Annotated in this window: 10 protein-coding genes and 1 tRNA gene; 7 read left to right on the forward strand and 4 right to left on the reverse strand. The window is 68.1% G+C overall.

Annotation, left to right across the window (positions count from 1 at the left end; all coding sequences use genetic code 11):
* Nucleotides 1-29 precede the first annotated feature (29 nt).
* From RQI43_RS01520 to atzF, 4 genes are read left to right on the forward strand one after another with little or no spacing between them, the layout of a single operon-like run.
* Nucleotides 30-839 carry an urea amidolyase associated protein UAAP1 gene (locus RQI43_RS01520; protein WP_056433461.1) on the forward strand — a complete coding sequence of 270 codons (810 nt, stop codon included), beginning with the start codon at nucleotides 30-32 and terminating at the stop codon, nucleotides 837-839.
* Between the two features lie 15 nt (nucleotides 840-854).
* Nucleotides 855-1,493 carry an urea amidolyase associated protein UAAP2 gene (locus RQI43_RS01525; RefSeq protein WP_056433464.1) on the forward strand — a complete coding sequence of 213 codons (639 nt, stop codon included), beginning with the start codon at nucleotides 855-857 and terminating at the stop codon, nucleotides 1,491-1,493.
* Entirely contained in the window at nucleotides 1,493-5,131 is a 3,639-nt protein-coding gene (locus tag RQI43_RS01530) for a 5-oxoprolinase/urea amidolyase family protein (protein WP_056433469.1), read from the forward strand. The genes RQI43_RS01525 and RQI43_RS01530 overlap by 1 nt, the downstream gene beginning before the upstream one ends.
* A gap of 22 nt (nucleotides 5,132-5,153) precedes the next feature.
* Nucleotides 5,154-6,953: an allophanate hydrolase gene (atzF, locus tag RQI43_RS01535; RefSeq protein WP_311274101.1), complete on the forward strand. Its 1,800-nt coding sequence runs from the start codon at nucleotides 5,154-5,156 to the stop codon at nucleotides 6,951-6,953.
* Nucleotides 6,954-7,189: 236 nt separating this feature from the next.
* On the opposite strand, the gene RQI43_RS01540 is transcribed toward atzF, so the two are convergent.
* Complete coding sequence (locus RQI43_RS01540; RefSeq protein WP_056433476.1) at nucleotides 7,190-8,263, reverse strand: GNAT family N-acetyltransferase; 1,074 nt, start codon at nucleotides 8,261-8,263, stop codon at nucleotides 7,190-7,192.
* A gap of 539 nt (nucleotides 8,264-8,802) precedes the next feature.
* Here RQI43_RS01540 and RQI43_RS01545 point away from each other — a divergent pair.
* A complete protein-coding gene (locus RQI43_RS01545) occupies nucleotides 8,803-9,345 on the forward strand; it encodes a sigma-70 family RNA polymerase sigma factor (RefSeq protein WP_056433479.1) in 543 nt (180 codons plus the stop codon).
* Between the two features lie 232 nt (nucleotides 9,346-9,577).
* On the opposite strand, the gene RQI43_RS01550 is transcribed toward RQI43_RS01545, so the two are convergent.
* Nucleotides 9,578-9,653 (reverse strand) — tRNA-Ala (locus tag RQI43_RS01550).
* 111 nt (nucleotides 9,654-9,764) lie between these two features.
* On the opposite strand from RQI43_RS01550, the gene RQI43_RS01555 reads away from it, so the two are divergent.
* Nucleotides 9,765-10,067: a YggT family protein gene (locus RQI43_RS01555; RefSeq protein WP_056433481.1), complete on the forward strand. Its 303-nt coding sequence runs from the start codon at nucleotides 9,765-9,767 to the stop codon at nucleotides 10,065-10,067.
* 51 nt (nucleotides 10,068-10,118) lie between these two features.
* Nucleotides 10,119-11,165: a MaoC family dehydratase gene (locus RQI43_RS01560; protein WP_056433484.1), complete on the forward strand. Its 1,047-nt coding sequence runs from the start codon at nucleotides 10,119-10,121 to the stop codon at nucleotides 11,163-11,165.
* 8 nt (nucleotides 11,166-11,173) lie between these two features.
* On the opposite strand, the gene RQI43_RS01565 is transcribed toward RQI43_RS01560, so the two are convergent.
* On the reverse strand, nucleotides 11,174-11,977 hold the full coding sequence (locus tag RQI43_RS01565) for a TSUP family transporter (RefSeq protein WP_056452796.1): 804 nt from the start codon (nucleotides 11,975-11,977) through the stop codon (nucleotides 11,174-11,176).
* Nucleotides 11,978-12,038: 61 nt separating this feature from the next.
* Entirely contained in the window at nucleotides 12,039-12,614 is a 576-nt protein-coding gene (locus tag RQI43_RS01570; RefSeq protein WP_056433490.1) for a L,D-transpeptidase, read from the reverse strand.
* Nucleotides 12,615-12,639 lie beyond the last annotated feature (25 nt).

Consider the following 12,639-nt stretch of genomic DNA (forward strand, 5'->3'; position numbering starts at 1 on the left):
ACCCGGAGAACAGCCTTGAGGAGACGGGCATGACCGACACAGCCAGCATCATCGCCGAGAATCGGCGTCGCTACGAGGAACTTAAGGCCCAGGGCCAGGGGCATGCCCCCCGCGCCCTGCCGCCGCCCTCGTCGCGGGGATTGCCCCTCGACGAGGCGGCGATCCTCCACACCGAGACCATCCCGGGCGGCTGGTACTGCACCTTCGAGCTGAATGCCGGCGAGGCCCTGCGGATCAGTCTCGACCATGGTCCCTCCAGCGTCGCCCTCGTCGCCTGGAACGCCGCCGAGACCTCCGAGCGTCTCAACTACGCCGACACCGTGAAGGTGCAGTGGACCGCCGCTCTTCAGCGCGGCCGGGTGCTGTTCTCCGACATGGGGCGGGTGATGCTCTCGCTCATCGAGGATTCCTGCGGCGCGCACGATGCGCTGGCGGGCGGCTCCAACGCCGCCTCCAACGCCGCGCGCTACGCGGGCGGCCCCCATCGCAACACCCGCGACAACCTCGTCCTCGCCGCTCTCAAGGCCGGGCTCGACCGGCGCGACATCCCCGCCTGCGTCACGCTGTTCGCCCCCGTCTCCGTGGGTGCGGAGGGGCGCTTCGCCTGGAACGAGGCGGGTCGCCGCGCGGGCGACTTCGTCGATCTCCGCGCCGAGCTCGACCTTCTCGTCACCCTCTCGAACTGTCCCCACCCCCTCGACCCGAACCCGGATTACGCGCCGAACCCCGTGGTGGTGACCCGCTTCCGGGCGCCCATCCCCGCGGCCGACGATCTCTGCCGCACGGCCACGATCGAGGCCGTCCGCGGCTTCGAGAACAACGCCGCCATCGGCTTCTGACGGGAGGGACGCATCATGACCAACGACACCCAGCTTCTCCTCGAAGAGGTCGTGCCGGCTCAGGCGCCCTGGTCCGGCCTCGTGCGCAAGGGCCAGATTCTTCGCATCACCGACACCGACGGCTGCCAGGCGGTGGACACCCTGTTCTACCGCGCCGGCGACATGGGCGAGCGCTATTCCTCGCAGGACACCCTGCGCGTCCAGGGCTCGGCCTACGTGACGACGGGCACGCGGCTCGTCTCCAACGAGGGCCGGGTGATGGCGACCGTCACCGCCGATTCCTGCGGTCGTCACGATACCTCGGCTGGCGCCTGCTCCTGCGAGGCCAACACCGTGCGCTTCGGTCACGCCACCAAGTATCTCCATGCCTGCCGCGAGAACTTCGCCCTTGAGGTCGCGAAATACGGGCTCTCGAAGCGCGACATCCCACCCAACATCAACTTCTTCATGAACGTGCCCATCGAGCAGAACGGCGAGCTCGCCATCGTCGACGGCGTCTCCGCTCCCGGCGACTATGTCGAGGTCACGGCTGAGATGGACGTGATCTGCGTGATCTCGAACTGCCCGCAGATCAACAACCCCTGCAACGGCTTCAACCCGACGCCGATCCGCGTCTCTATCCGGGATCAAGCCTCGACCGGGGATCTGCGCTGATGTTCGGCAAGATCCTCATCGCCAATCGCGGCGAGATCGCCCGGCGGATCGCCCGCACCTGCCGGCGCATGGGTGTCGCGTCCGTGGCCGTCTACTCGGATGCAGACCGGTTCACCCGTGGCGTGCTGGAGGCGGACGAGGCCGTCCGCCTCGGACCCGCGCCGGCGGCGGAAAGCTACCTGAACGTCGAGGCCGTGATCGCCGCCTGCAAGGCGACGGGAGCGCAAGCCGTCCATCCCGGCTACGGCTTCCTGTCGGAGAACGTGGCCTTCGCCGAGCGTCTGGCGGCGGAGGGCATCGTCTTCATCGGCCCGAAACCCGAGCACCTGCGCGCCTTCGGCCTCAAGCACACCGCGCGCGACCTCGCCCGCGCCAGCGGGGTCCCGCTCCTTCCCGGCACCGGCCTGCTGCCGGATCTGGACGCAGCCCTCGCGGCGGCCGAGACCATCGGTTACCCGGTGATGCTCAAGAGCACCGCCGGTGGCGGCGGCATCGGCATGCGTCTGTGCGCCTCTGCCAAGGAGTTGCGCGAGCACTATACCAGTGTCGAGCGCACGGCGCGGGCGAGCTTCGGCGATGCCCGCGTCTATCTCGAACGCTTCGTCGGCGAGGCGCGCCACGTGGAGGTGCAGATCTTCGGCGATGGTGCCGGCCGCGTGGTGGCGCTTGGCGAGCGCGATTGCTCGCTCCAGCGCCGCAACCAGAAGGTCATCGAGGAGACCCCCGCGCCGGGCCTGTCGGACGCCGTCCGAGCACGCCTCCACGCGGCCTCGGTGGCTTTGGGGACGAGCGTTTCCTACGCCTCGGCGGGAACGGTGGAGTATATCTACGATCCCGTCCGCGAGAATTTCTCCTTCCTCGAAGTGAACACCCGGCTGCAGGTCGAGCACCCGGTCACCGAGGCGGTGTTCGGCATCGATCTCGTCGAATGGATGATCCGCCAAGCGGCGGGCGAGGACGTGATCGGTGCCGCCGGCCCCCTGGTCCCGCAGGGTGCGGCCATGGAGGCGCGGCTCTATGCCGAGATCCCCCACGCCAATTTCGCCCCGAGCGCCGGCCTCCTCACCGAAGTGCGGTTCCCCGCCGAGGCGCGCATCGACGGTTGGATCGAGACTGGCACCGAGGTCACCACGAACTACGACCCGATGCTCGCCAAGATCATCGTGACCGGCGAGGATCGCCCGGCGGCGCTCGCCGCTTTGCGCCAAGCCCTCGACGACAGCGCGGTCTCGGGGATCGAGACCAATCTCGATTACCTGCGCGCCATCGCCGGTTCCGATCTCTTCGCCTCGGGCCGGGTCGCCACCACGGCGTTGCGCGACTTTCCCTATGCGCCGCGCAGCATCGAGGTGCTGGTTCCCGGCGCGCAATCGAGCCTGCAGGAACTACCCGGCCGCATTGGCCTCTGGCATGTGGGCGTGCCACCGAGCGGGCCGATGGATGCGCGCTCGTTCCGCAACGCCAACGCCCTCGTCGGCAACCCGCCCGATACCTGCGCCCTCGAACTCACCGTGTCGGGGCCGACCCTGCGGTTCCACGCCGCCGCCACCGTGGCGCTCGCCGGAGCCGCGATGACCGCGCGCCTCGACGGGGTCGAGCAGCCCCATCGCCGCGCCTTCACCGTCGAACCCGGACAGACGTTGAGCATCGGCGCGATCGCCGGCCCCGGCCAGCGCAGCTACCTAGCCCTGCGCGGCGGTTTCGCCGCGCCCGTCGTCCTCGGCTCGCGGGCGACCTTCGCCCTCGGCGCCTTCGGCGGCCACGCCACCGGTGTGCTCAAGGCCGGGGACGTCCTGCATCTCGGCGATGCGCCCGAGGTCGAGGCCTCGATGCCCGAGCCCGCGCTGCTGACCCATGCCTGGGAGATCGGCGTGGTCTATGGGCCGCACGGTGCGCCGGACTTCTTCCGGGACGAGGACATTTCTGACTTGTTTTCAGCCTCTTACGAGGTTCACTTCAACTCGGCCCGCACCGGCGTGCGCCTCGTCGGCCCGACCCCGCTCTGGGCGCGCAGCGACGGCGGCGAGGCCGGACTCCACCCGTCGAACCTCCACGACAACGCCTACGCCATCGGCTCCATCGACTTCACCGGCGACATGCCGATCCTCCTGGGGCCGGACGGCCCGAGTCTCGGCGGCTTCGTCTGCCCGGCGGTGATCGCCCGCGACGAGCAGTGGAAGATGGGTCAGTTGCGGCCTGGAGATACGGTGCGGTTCAGGGCGGTGGAGCGGGTGGGGGACGGCCCTCCGATCCCTCCCCCCTCTGCGGGGGAGGGTGGCCCGCGAAGCGGGTCGGGAGAGGGGAGCGCCGGTTCCGGAGAGGTCGACCCCTCTCCCGCCTGCTCCGCAGGCACCCTCCCCCGCAAGGGGGGGAGGGTCGATTCGGCCGGCTCGCCCATCCTCGCCACCGACTCTTCCGGCCCCGTGCCGGTGGTCTACCGCCGCCAGGGCGACGATAACCTGCTGGTCGAATACGGGCCGATGGCCCTCGATATCGGCATCCGCCTGCGGGTCCACCTCCTGGCCGAAGCCGTGGCCGAGGCGCGGTTGCCGGGGCTCATCGACCTGACGCCGGGCATCCGCTCGCTCCAGATCCATTACGACGGCACGACGCTGCCGCGCTCACGCCTCCTCGGGCAGTTGCGCGAGATCGAGGCCGCCCTGCCCGCCGTCGAGGACGTGACGGTGCCGAGCCGCGTGGTCCATCTGCCCCTGTCCTGGAACGACCCGCAGGCCGAACTCGCCATGCGCAAGTACCAGGAACTGGTCCGCCCCAACGCGCCCTGGTGCCCCTCGAACATCGAGTTCATCCGCCGCATCAACGGGTTGGAGTCGGAAGCTGACGTAAAACGCATCATCTTCGATGCGAGCTATCTCGTGATGGGACTGGGCGACGTCTATCTCGGCGCGCCGGTGGCGACACCGGTGGATCCGCGCCACCGCCTCGTCACGACCAAGTACAACCCCGCCCGCACCTGGACGCCTGAGAACGCGGTGGGCATCGGCGGCGCCTATATGTGCATCTACGGCATGGAGGGGCCGGGCGGGTACCAGCTCTTCGGCCGCACCATCCAGATCTGGAACACCTGGCGGATGACGAAGGAATTCGTCCCCGGCCATCCCTGGCTGCTGCGCCCGTTCGACCGCATCCGCTTCTTCCCCGTGAGCCATGACGAGCTGATGGAGGCGCGCGCCGCCTTTCCGCACGGGGCCTACCCGCTGAGGATCGAGGAGGGCACGTTCTCCTATGCCGAGCATCGGGCCGAGCTCGCCCGCAACGCCGTCGAGATCACGGCCGCGAAACTGCGCCAACAGACCGCCTTCGAGGCCGAGCGGCAGCGCTGGCAGGACGAGGGGCTCGACAGTTTCGTCGCCGACGAGGGCGCCCCCCTGGGCGAGGAGGACGCGGTGCCCGCCGGCCATGTGGGCGTGCCGACCACGGTTCCGGGCAATGTCTGGAAGGTGCTGGTCGAGGAAGGCCAGAGCGTTGCGGCCGGCGAGACGGTGGCGATCCTCGAATCGATGAAGATGGAGATCGCCGTTTCCGCCCCGGTGGCGGGAATCGTGCGTGAGGTCCGGGTGAAGCCGGGCCGCACCCTGCGCGGCGGCGATCTCGTCGCCATCCTCGAAGAGATCTGAGCAGGTGAGAGAGCCGACCGACATGCTGCCGACCATCCTCGACCTGTCGACCCTGCGCGACCTCTACGCGTCGGGCCGTGCCACCCCCGTGACTGTCGCCGAAGCCGTCGCCGAAAGGATGGAGGCATCGACGGACCCCGCCATCTTCATCACCGCCCTCGACCGGGAGGCATTGGTGAGCGCGGCGCGGGACCTGATGGCGCGCCACCCCGAGCCGAACTCCCTGCCGCTTTGGGGCGTGCCCTTCGCGGTGAAGGACAATATCGACGTCGCCGGCCTGCCGACGACGGCGGCCTGCCCGGCCTTCGCCTACACGGCGGAGGCGGATGCCGAGGTGGTGGCGCGCCTGAAGGCGGCGGGTGCGCTCTGCACGGGCAAGACCAATCTCGACCAGTTCGCCACCGGCCTCAACGGCACCCGCTCGCCCTACGGCGCACCGCGCAGCGTATTCAGCGCCGCCCATGTCTCGGGTGGGTCGAGTTCCGGCTCGGCCGTCGCCGTGGCGGCGGGGCTCGCGAGCTTTTCGCTGGGCACCGACACGGCCGGTTCCGGCCGCGTGCCGGCGATGTTCAACAACCTCGTGGGGATCAAGCCGACGCCGGGCCTGTTCAGCACGACGGGCCTCGTCCCCGCCTGCCGCAGCCTCGACTGTATCAGCATCTTCGCGGCCACCGTGGGCGACGGTCTCGCGATCCGCCGCATCGCGGAAGGGTTCGACGCCGCCGATCCGTTCTCGCGGCGGGCGGTGCCGCATCCCCTCCCCGCCCAGGGCCTGCGCTTCGGCGTGCCGACCCCGGCCGAGCGCGAGTTCTACGGCGATGCCGAGCGCGAGGCGCTCTACGACGCGGCCATCGCCCGCCTCGAAGCGCTGGGCGCCTTGGCGGTGCCGTTCGATTACGCGCCGTTCCGCGAGATCGCGACCCTGCTCTATAACGGGCCGTGGGTGGCCGAGCGCCTGGCCGCCATCGCCGGGTTCTTCGCCGGAAATGCCGACGCCCTCGACCCGAGCGTGAGGAGCATCGTCGAGTCCGCCAAGGGCTACAGCGCCGTCGACGCGTTCGAAGGCCGCTACGCGTTCGAGGCCCTGCGGCGGAGCACCGAGGCGACCTGGGCGGCGGTCGACATCCTGCTCCTCCCGACTTCCCCCACCACCTACACGGTGGAGGAGATGCTGGCCGACCCGATCCGCCTCAACAGCCATTTCGGGCATTACACCAACTTCGCCAATCTCCTCGGCCTCGCCGCGATCGCGGTGCCGGGGGGATTCGGTGCCGATGGATTGCCAGGCGGCGTGACGCTGGTCGGCCCCGGCTTCAGCGACGAGGCTTTGGGCCCCTGGGCCGACGCGCTCCATCGCGCGGCGGCGAGCGGAATGGGAATCGCGCGCGACGCGGTTCTGCCCGAGGCGAGCCGGGTCTCGGCCACTGAGACAGACGAGATCGCCATCGCGGTGGTGGGCGCCCATCTCACGGGCCTGCCCCTCAACCACCAGCTCACCGATCTCGGCGGCAGGAAGGTGCGGGCGGCGCGGACCTCGGGCGCGTACCGCCTCTACGCCCTGCCCGGCACCCACCCGGCCAAGCCCGGTCTGGTCCACGAGCCGGGCTTGGCCGGCGGCGGGTTGGAGGTCGAGATCTGGGCCCTGCCGCCGGCCGGTTTCGGCCGCTTCACCGCCGCGATCCCCGCCCCCCTCGGCATCGGCAAGCTCACCCTGGAGGACGGCTCGGACGTCTCCGGGTTCCTGTGCGAGGCCCATGCGGTGGCGGGCGCCGAGGACATCACAATCCATGGCGGCTGGCGCGCCTACCTCGCCTCCCGCTGAGGCAGGGCAATCGCAGATGCCGATTCACGCGTCCAAAATCCAATCGTAGCACCCCGTCATCCCGGGGCCGCGCAGCGGAGCCCGGGATCCAGAAACACAGGTGCTGCAGGACTTTACACCGTTGGCGGCTCTGGATTGCACGCCTCTGGCGCGGCCCTCCGGGTCCGGGCTCGCCTCTGGCGACCCGGAATGACGGCGTGGTGCCATGTTCAGTCGCCCTGCGCTGACGCGTCCCGTCAGGACGCCGGCGGCGAGACGGTCTCCGGCGAAGCGGGCATGCCCCCCGCCGGCGACCACAGCCTTTCGCAAAAGAAGCGCTCGCGCAGGAGCATCACCAGGGCCGCGCGCTTGTGCGGGAAATCGAAGGTCTTGATCCGCGCGAAGCCCGACCGCTCCAGGTTGCGCAATTGCTGGATATGGTCCGCCTTGGGCTCGCCGACGATCCGCTCCGTGCGCGGGTCGTCGAGGAAGAGCGCGTGCATCAGCGAGGGCAGCCAGGCCGAGATGTAGGCCTTGCCGCGAAACCGGCTCTCGCCGATCAGGACATGCCAGCCGCGATCGTAATCCTGCACGTCGTAGAACGGGGCGAGGCGGTTCTCCTTGGCCCAGTAGATCTCGAAATAGCCAAAGGGTTCGCCGCCGATCGTACCAATCAGCGGGATCATGTGCGGATCGGCGATGAGGCCGGCGAGATAGGCCTCGTGCTTGTCGCGCGCGCCGGCCTCGCCCCAGGCGGCATCGACCACCGGATCGTTGAACCAGCGATGCAGGGTATCGACGTCGTCGATCGTGGCGGCTCGGAACGCCACGGCCTGTCCGAGCCAGGGGATGAAGCGGGAATAGATCACGCCCTTGGGCTTCGGCGACCGTTGCGGATGGCGCTTGCCGTCACTCATGATCTGACGGGCGGGAAAATCGCGCGTCGCGAGGTTGGCGAGCCAGGGTTCGGGGCGCTGCCACAGCATCGTCGGATCGACGGAAAGCGCGTCGCCTTCCCGGACGACGAGGCCACGTTCCGCCATGGAGGCGACGAGACCCGCGAAGCTGGCACCGTCGAGGCCGATCCGTTCGGCATCCGGATGTGTCGCCGAGACCATCTCGAATGCCGCCGTGATGTTCGTCAGGACCTCGCTCGGGTCGGGTCTCACGGGCTCCTCCAGGGACAGATGCGGGCTGCTCCCCTGCTGAAGGCGCAGGCGTAGACCGACCCGGCCCTCCGCCACGACGCTGAGCCGGTCGCCGTCCAGGTAGACCTCGACGGTACGGCCCGTCGCCTCGCCGCATCGAAAAGGAACTGTTGTCGAAAGCATCGCGTCTCGTCGTTGGCTGGTACCGGCATCCGCGACCGGGATGCCCTCTGGGACAGGACGCTCCGGCACTCCGGAAATTTAGGGGCAACCGGGAAACTCGTGGCGCCCACAGCAGCATGACGAGCCGAGCACTCCGCTGCCGCCACGCCTTTCGATCCTGGGCAGCCGGGTCCTGCTCGCGCAAAAACTGTATCTTTTCTTAACGCAACCGTTCACAATCCGAAGATGTGTTCGTTCATGCAGCAGGTGGCCTGTGGCCATGCGACAGAACATTTTGGCCAAATTTCATGTAGCTTCATAGCATAAACCCTTCGAGGAAAGCCTGAATATCGTCTGACCGATTCGATGTAACTGGCGATTCTACATTTAGAATATTTCTAATTCAAACATCTCCCTATAAAATCACTCTTGTATGTCTGTGGAATTTATCTCTTTAGCCTCCATATCCGAGTTGGATCGTGGAAATGACCCGGCGACGTGCGCGGCTGGGCAGTTTCGCGCGTTTTCGTACTGACCTACGCATCCGAAGAAGGTCGTCCATGTCACAGACTCATTCGCCTGGAAGGCGGAGCGACATCGCAGCTCCGCTGCTCGCCGCTCTCATCGCCGAACAGTCGGGCCTCGTGGCCTACGCGACGCAGATCCTGCGTGATCGCTCGGCGGCGGAGGACGTGGTGCAGGAGGTGGTGCTCAAGCTCTGCGAGGAGCCGGCCGCCGATCTGCGTCCTGGCCGCCGCGTCGAGGCTCCGATGCATTACCTGCGGCGGATGGTTCGGAACGCCGCCATCGATTGGGCGCGGCGCACGATCCGCGAGCGCTGCCGCTTCGTGCCGGATGAGCAGGCCGAGGCCATTCCCGCTCCTTGCACCTGTCCTCAGGACCGCCTCGAGCAATGCCAGGCGCTGAAGGCAGCACTGGCCGCGCTGGAAACGACCTCGGAGCGAACCCGCCGGGTGTTTCTCGCCCATCGGATCGACGGCATTCCGCAGACCGTCCTGGCCCGCGAGAACGGCGTCTCGCCGACGCTGGTGAATTTCATGATCCGTGACGGCACGGCCCTGTGCCGGTCGGCCGCGGCCTAGGCATTTCGCGCTCAGGACGCGTCGCGCTCATGTGCCCGTCATGGACGCCGCGCGGCCTTCCTGCGCAGGAGGCCGTCAGCGGGTAACATGTTGCGCTGTCGAGGTGGCCACAAGCGACGAAACACCGTCGGAGCCCAGCACGCTGCCAAGCTGGCTGATCCTGTCTCCCGGCGCCGGAAAAGCTACGCGTTCACGACAAGATCGTTGATTCACCAGGGACTTGAAAGAAACCTGGTGGAGCTGAGCGGGATCGAACCGCTGACCTCCGCAGTGCGATTGCGGCGCTCTCCCATCTGAGCTACAGCCCCGTTCCGAGGTGGCCGCTTTGTAAGCGCGCCTGCCTCGGGCTGTCAATTCAGGAAATCCCGCCGTTGACCCGCGCCGGTGAGGCGGGGCGAACGAGGACATCAGAACCGCGCATGTACGCTCTTCTCTGGCTCTTCGACACCGTCGTCCAGCTCTTCATCTACGTGCTGATCGCCAGCGCCGTGCTGAGCTGGCTCGTGGCCTTCAACGTGGTCAACGTGCGCAACCCGATCGTGTCGCAGATCGGTGAGGTGCTCTACCGGCTGACCGAGCCGGTTCTTCGCCCGATCCGCAGCGTCCTGCCCAATCTCGGTGGGATCGACCTGTCGCCGATCGTCCTGGTGCTGCTGCTTCTCTTCATCAGCCGCCTCCTGCACGAGGTCATTCCGCCCCAGACCGTGGTCTATGGCGGCTGAGGCCGCACTGGACAAAGGGCCAAGAAAATCACGTCGAGGGACGACCAAGAGATGAAGACCAATCCCGGCCGCTTCTTCGAGGATTATCGCCTCGGTGAGACCATCCGCCATGCCACGCCGCGCACGGTGACGAGCGGCGACGTCGCGCTCTACACCTCCCTCTACGGCCCGCGCTTCGCCGTTCAGTCCTCCGATGCCTTCGCCAAGGCCATCGGCTACCCGCAGAGCCCGCTGGACGACCTGCTCACCTTCCACGTGGTCTTCGGCAAGACGGTCCCGGACATCTCCCTGAATGCGCTCGCCAATCTCGGCTATGCCGAGGGCGGTTTCCGCCGGCCGGTCTATCCGGGCGAGACCCTGTCCACGGTCTCCGAAGTGATCGGCCTCAAGGAGAGCTCGAACCGCCAGACTGGCGTGGTCTACGTGCGCTCCACCGGGTCCGACGCCAACGGCGAGACGGTTCTGAGCTATTGCCGCTGGGTGCTGGTGAAGAAGCGCGACCCGGAAGCGAAGATCGAGCAGGAACATGTCCCGACCTTCGCCAAGGTGGTCGACCCGGCCGACCTGGCCGGCGCCCTGCCCCCGCTGAACGTCGGCGCCTACGATCTCGACCTCGCCGGCAGCCCGCACCGGTTCGGCGACTACGTGGTCGGCGAGAAGATCGACCATGTGGACGGGATGACCGTCGAGGAGGCCGAGCACCAGATCGCCACGCGCCTCTACCAGAATACCGCCAAGGTGCATTTCGACGGCTTCGCCGCGAAGGACACACGGTTCGGTCGGCGCCTGATCTATGGCGGTGTCGTCATTTCTCTCGCCCGTGCGCTCAGCTTCAACGGTCTCGGCAACGCCTTCGCGCTCGCCGGCATCAATGCCGGGCGCCACGTGGCGCCGCTCTTTGCCGGTGACACGGTCTATGCCTGGAGCGAAGTGCTCGAAGCCGCCGAGCTTCCCGGCCGCACGGATATCGGCGCTCTTCGCCTGCGCACGGTCGCCACCAAGAACCAGCCCTGCGGCAACCATCCGGACAAGGTCGGTGACGGATACGACCCGGCCGTGATCCTAGACCTGGATTACTGGGCCTTCATGCCGCGCTGACGCCGGGCTTAGTTCCCGGCGAACAGGCCCATCACGGCCTGTCGCAGCGGGTTCTCGGGGTTCGAGAGCAACCGGATCGCCATCGCGCAGGCGATGGTGACGAGAAGCGGCCGGATCAGCTTCGCGCCGAGGCGGATCGCCAGGATCGAGCCGATCTGGGCCCCGATGAAAGCCCCGAAGGCCATGGCGATGCCGATGGTCCAGACCACGTGGCCCGAGGCTGCGAACAGGGCGAGGCTTCCGAGGTTGCTGGCGGCATTGGCGAGCTTGGTATGGGCGGTCGCACGCACCACGCCGAGCCCGAGCAGCGTCACGAACCCGATCATGTAGAAGGCCCCGGCGCCGGGGCCGAACACGCCGTCGTAGAAGCCGACGGCGGGAGCCCAGGTGAGCGCGAACAGGCCGGGGCGCATCCGTGCCGCCGCGTCCTCGCTGCTCATCCGCCGCGCGAAAGCGAAATAGAACGCGATCCCGATCAGCAGGACAGGTACGGCCGCGTCGAGGACGGGGCGCGGCAATAGGCTGACGCAGAGCGCACCACCGATCGAGGCGAGACCGGCGCTGAGGGCGATCTTCCAGGCCGCCGGCCAATGGATGTGACCGCGGCGCGCGAAGGCGATGGTCGATGAGATCGCGCCGGCGCTGCCCTGGAGCTTGTTGGTGGCGATGGCGCTCACCGGATCGAGCCCGGACAGGAGCAGTGCCGGCACCGTGATGAGGCCGCCCCCGCCCGCGATGGCATCGACGCAGCCAGCCGCCACGGCCACGGCGAACAGGCCCGCGACGAGGCTGATGTCGACACCGAAGATCATTCCGCTCTCTCCTCCGTTCGGTCGCGACCGACCGGATGCCGGCGGGAGGCGGATGGGGGCTTCAGTTGCGCACGATCACCTTCGTGCCGACCTTCACCCGGTCGTAGAGGTCGACCACATCCTTGTTGGTCATGCGGATGCAGCCCGACGAAACGGCGGCACCCATGGTTTCCGGCTCGTTGGAGCCGTGGATACGGTAGAGCGAGGAGCCGAGATACATCGCCCGCGCGCCGAGGGGGTTGTCCTGGCCGCCGGCCATGTAGCGCGGCAGGTCGGGCCGCCGCGCCAGCATCTGCGCCGGCGGACGCCAAGCCGGCCATTCCTTCTTCATCGTCACCGACTTCTCGCCCGACCAGGAGAAGCCCTGGCGCCCGACGCCGACGCCGTAGCGGACAGCCGCTCCGCCGCCGAGCACATAGTAGAGCCGGCGCTGGCTCGTGGAGACGACCACGGTTCCGGGTTTCTCTGAGCCCTTCCACGCGACTGTCTCGCGCGGGATCGCCTGTTCCTTGAAGATATTGAGGAAATCCGCGATCGGACCGCTGTCGAACGGGTTGCCGGCGCTGGCACCGACGCTTGTGGCAAGGCCCATGCCCAACGCGAGAGCCGAGGCGGCGAGGAGAGAGCGAATGCCCATTTTAATCGTCTCCGGCCGGATCTGG

It is taken from the genome of Methylobacterium sp. WCS2018Hpa-22 (genome assembly GCF_031843785.1).
In the GTDB taxonomy this organism is placed as follows: domain Bacteria; phylum Pseudomonadota; class Alphaproteobacteria; order Rhizobiales; family Beijerinckiaceae; genus Methylobacterium.

Coding starts and splice junctions, on each gene's coding strand:
- RQI43_RS01570 (WP_056433490.1), bottom strand. CDS start 12,614: ATGGGCATTCGCTCTCTCCTCGCCGCCTCGGCTCTCGCGTTGGGCATG.
- RQI43_RS01530 (WP_056433469.1), top strand. CDS start 1,493: ATGTTCGGCAAGATCCTCATCGCCAATCGCGGCGAGATCGCCCGGCGG.
- RQI43_RS01540 (WP_056433476.1), bottom strand. CDS start 8,263: ATGCTTTCGACAACAGTTCCTTTTCGATGCGGCGAGGCGACGGGCCGT.
- RQI43_RS01565 (WP_056452796.1), bottom strand. CDS start 11,977: ATGATCTTCGGTGTCGACATCAGCCTCGTCGCGGGCCTGTTCGCCGTG.
- RQI43_RS01520 (WP_056433461.1), top strand. CDS start 30: ATGACCGACACAGCCAGCATCATCGCCGAGAATCGGCGTCGCTACGAG.
- RQI43_RS01525 (WP_056433464.1), top strand. CDS start 855: ATGACCAACGACACCCAGCTTCTCCTCGAAGAGGTCGTGCCGGCTCAG.
- atzF (WP_311274101.1), top strand. CDS start 5,154: ATGCTGCCGACCATCCTCGACCTGTCGACCCTGCGCGACCTCTACGCG.
- RQI43_RS01545 (WP_056433479.1), top strand. CDS start 8,803: ATGTCACAGACTCATTCGCCTGGAAGGCGGAGCGACATCGCAGCTCCG.
- RQI43_RS01555 (WP_056433481.1), top strand. CDS start 9,765: ATGTACGCTCTTCTCTGGCTCTTCGACACCGTCGTCCAGCTCTTCATC.
- RQI43_RS01560 (WP_056433484.1), top strand. CDS start 10,119: ATGAAGACCAATCCCGGCCGCTTCTTCGAGGATTATCGCCTCGGTGAG.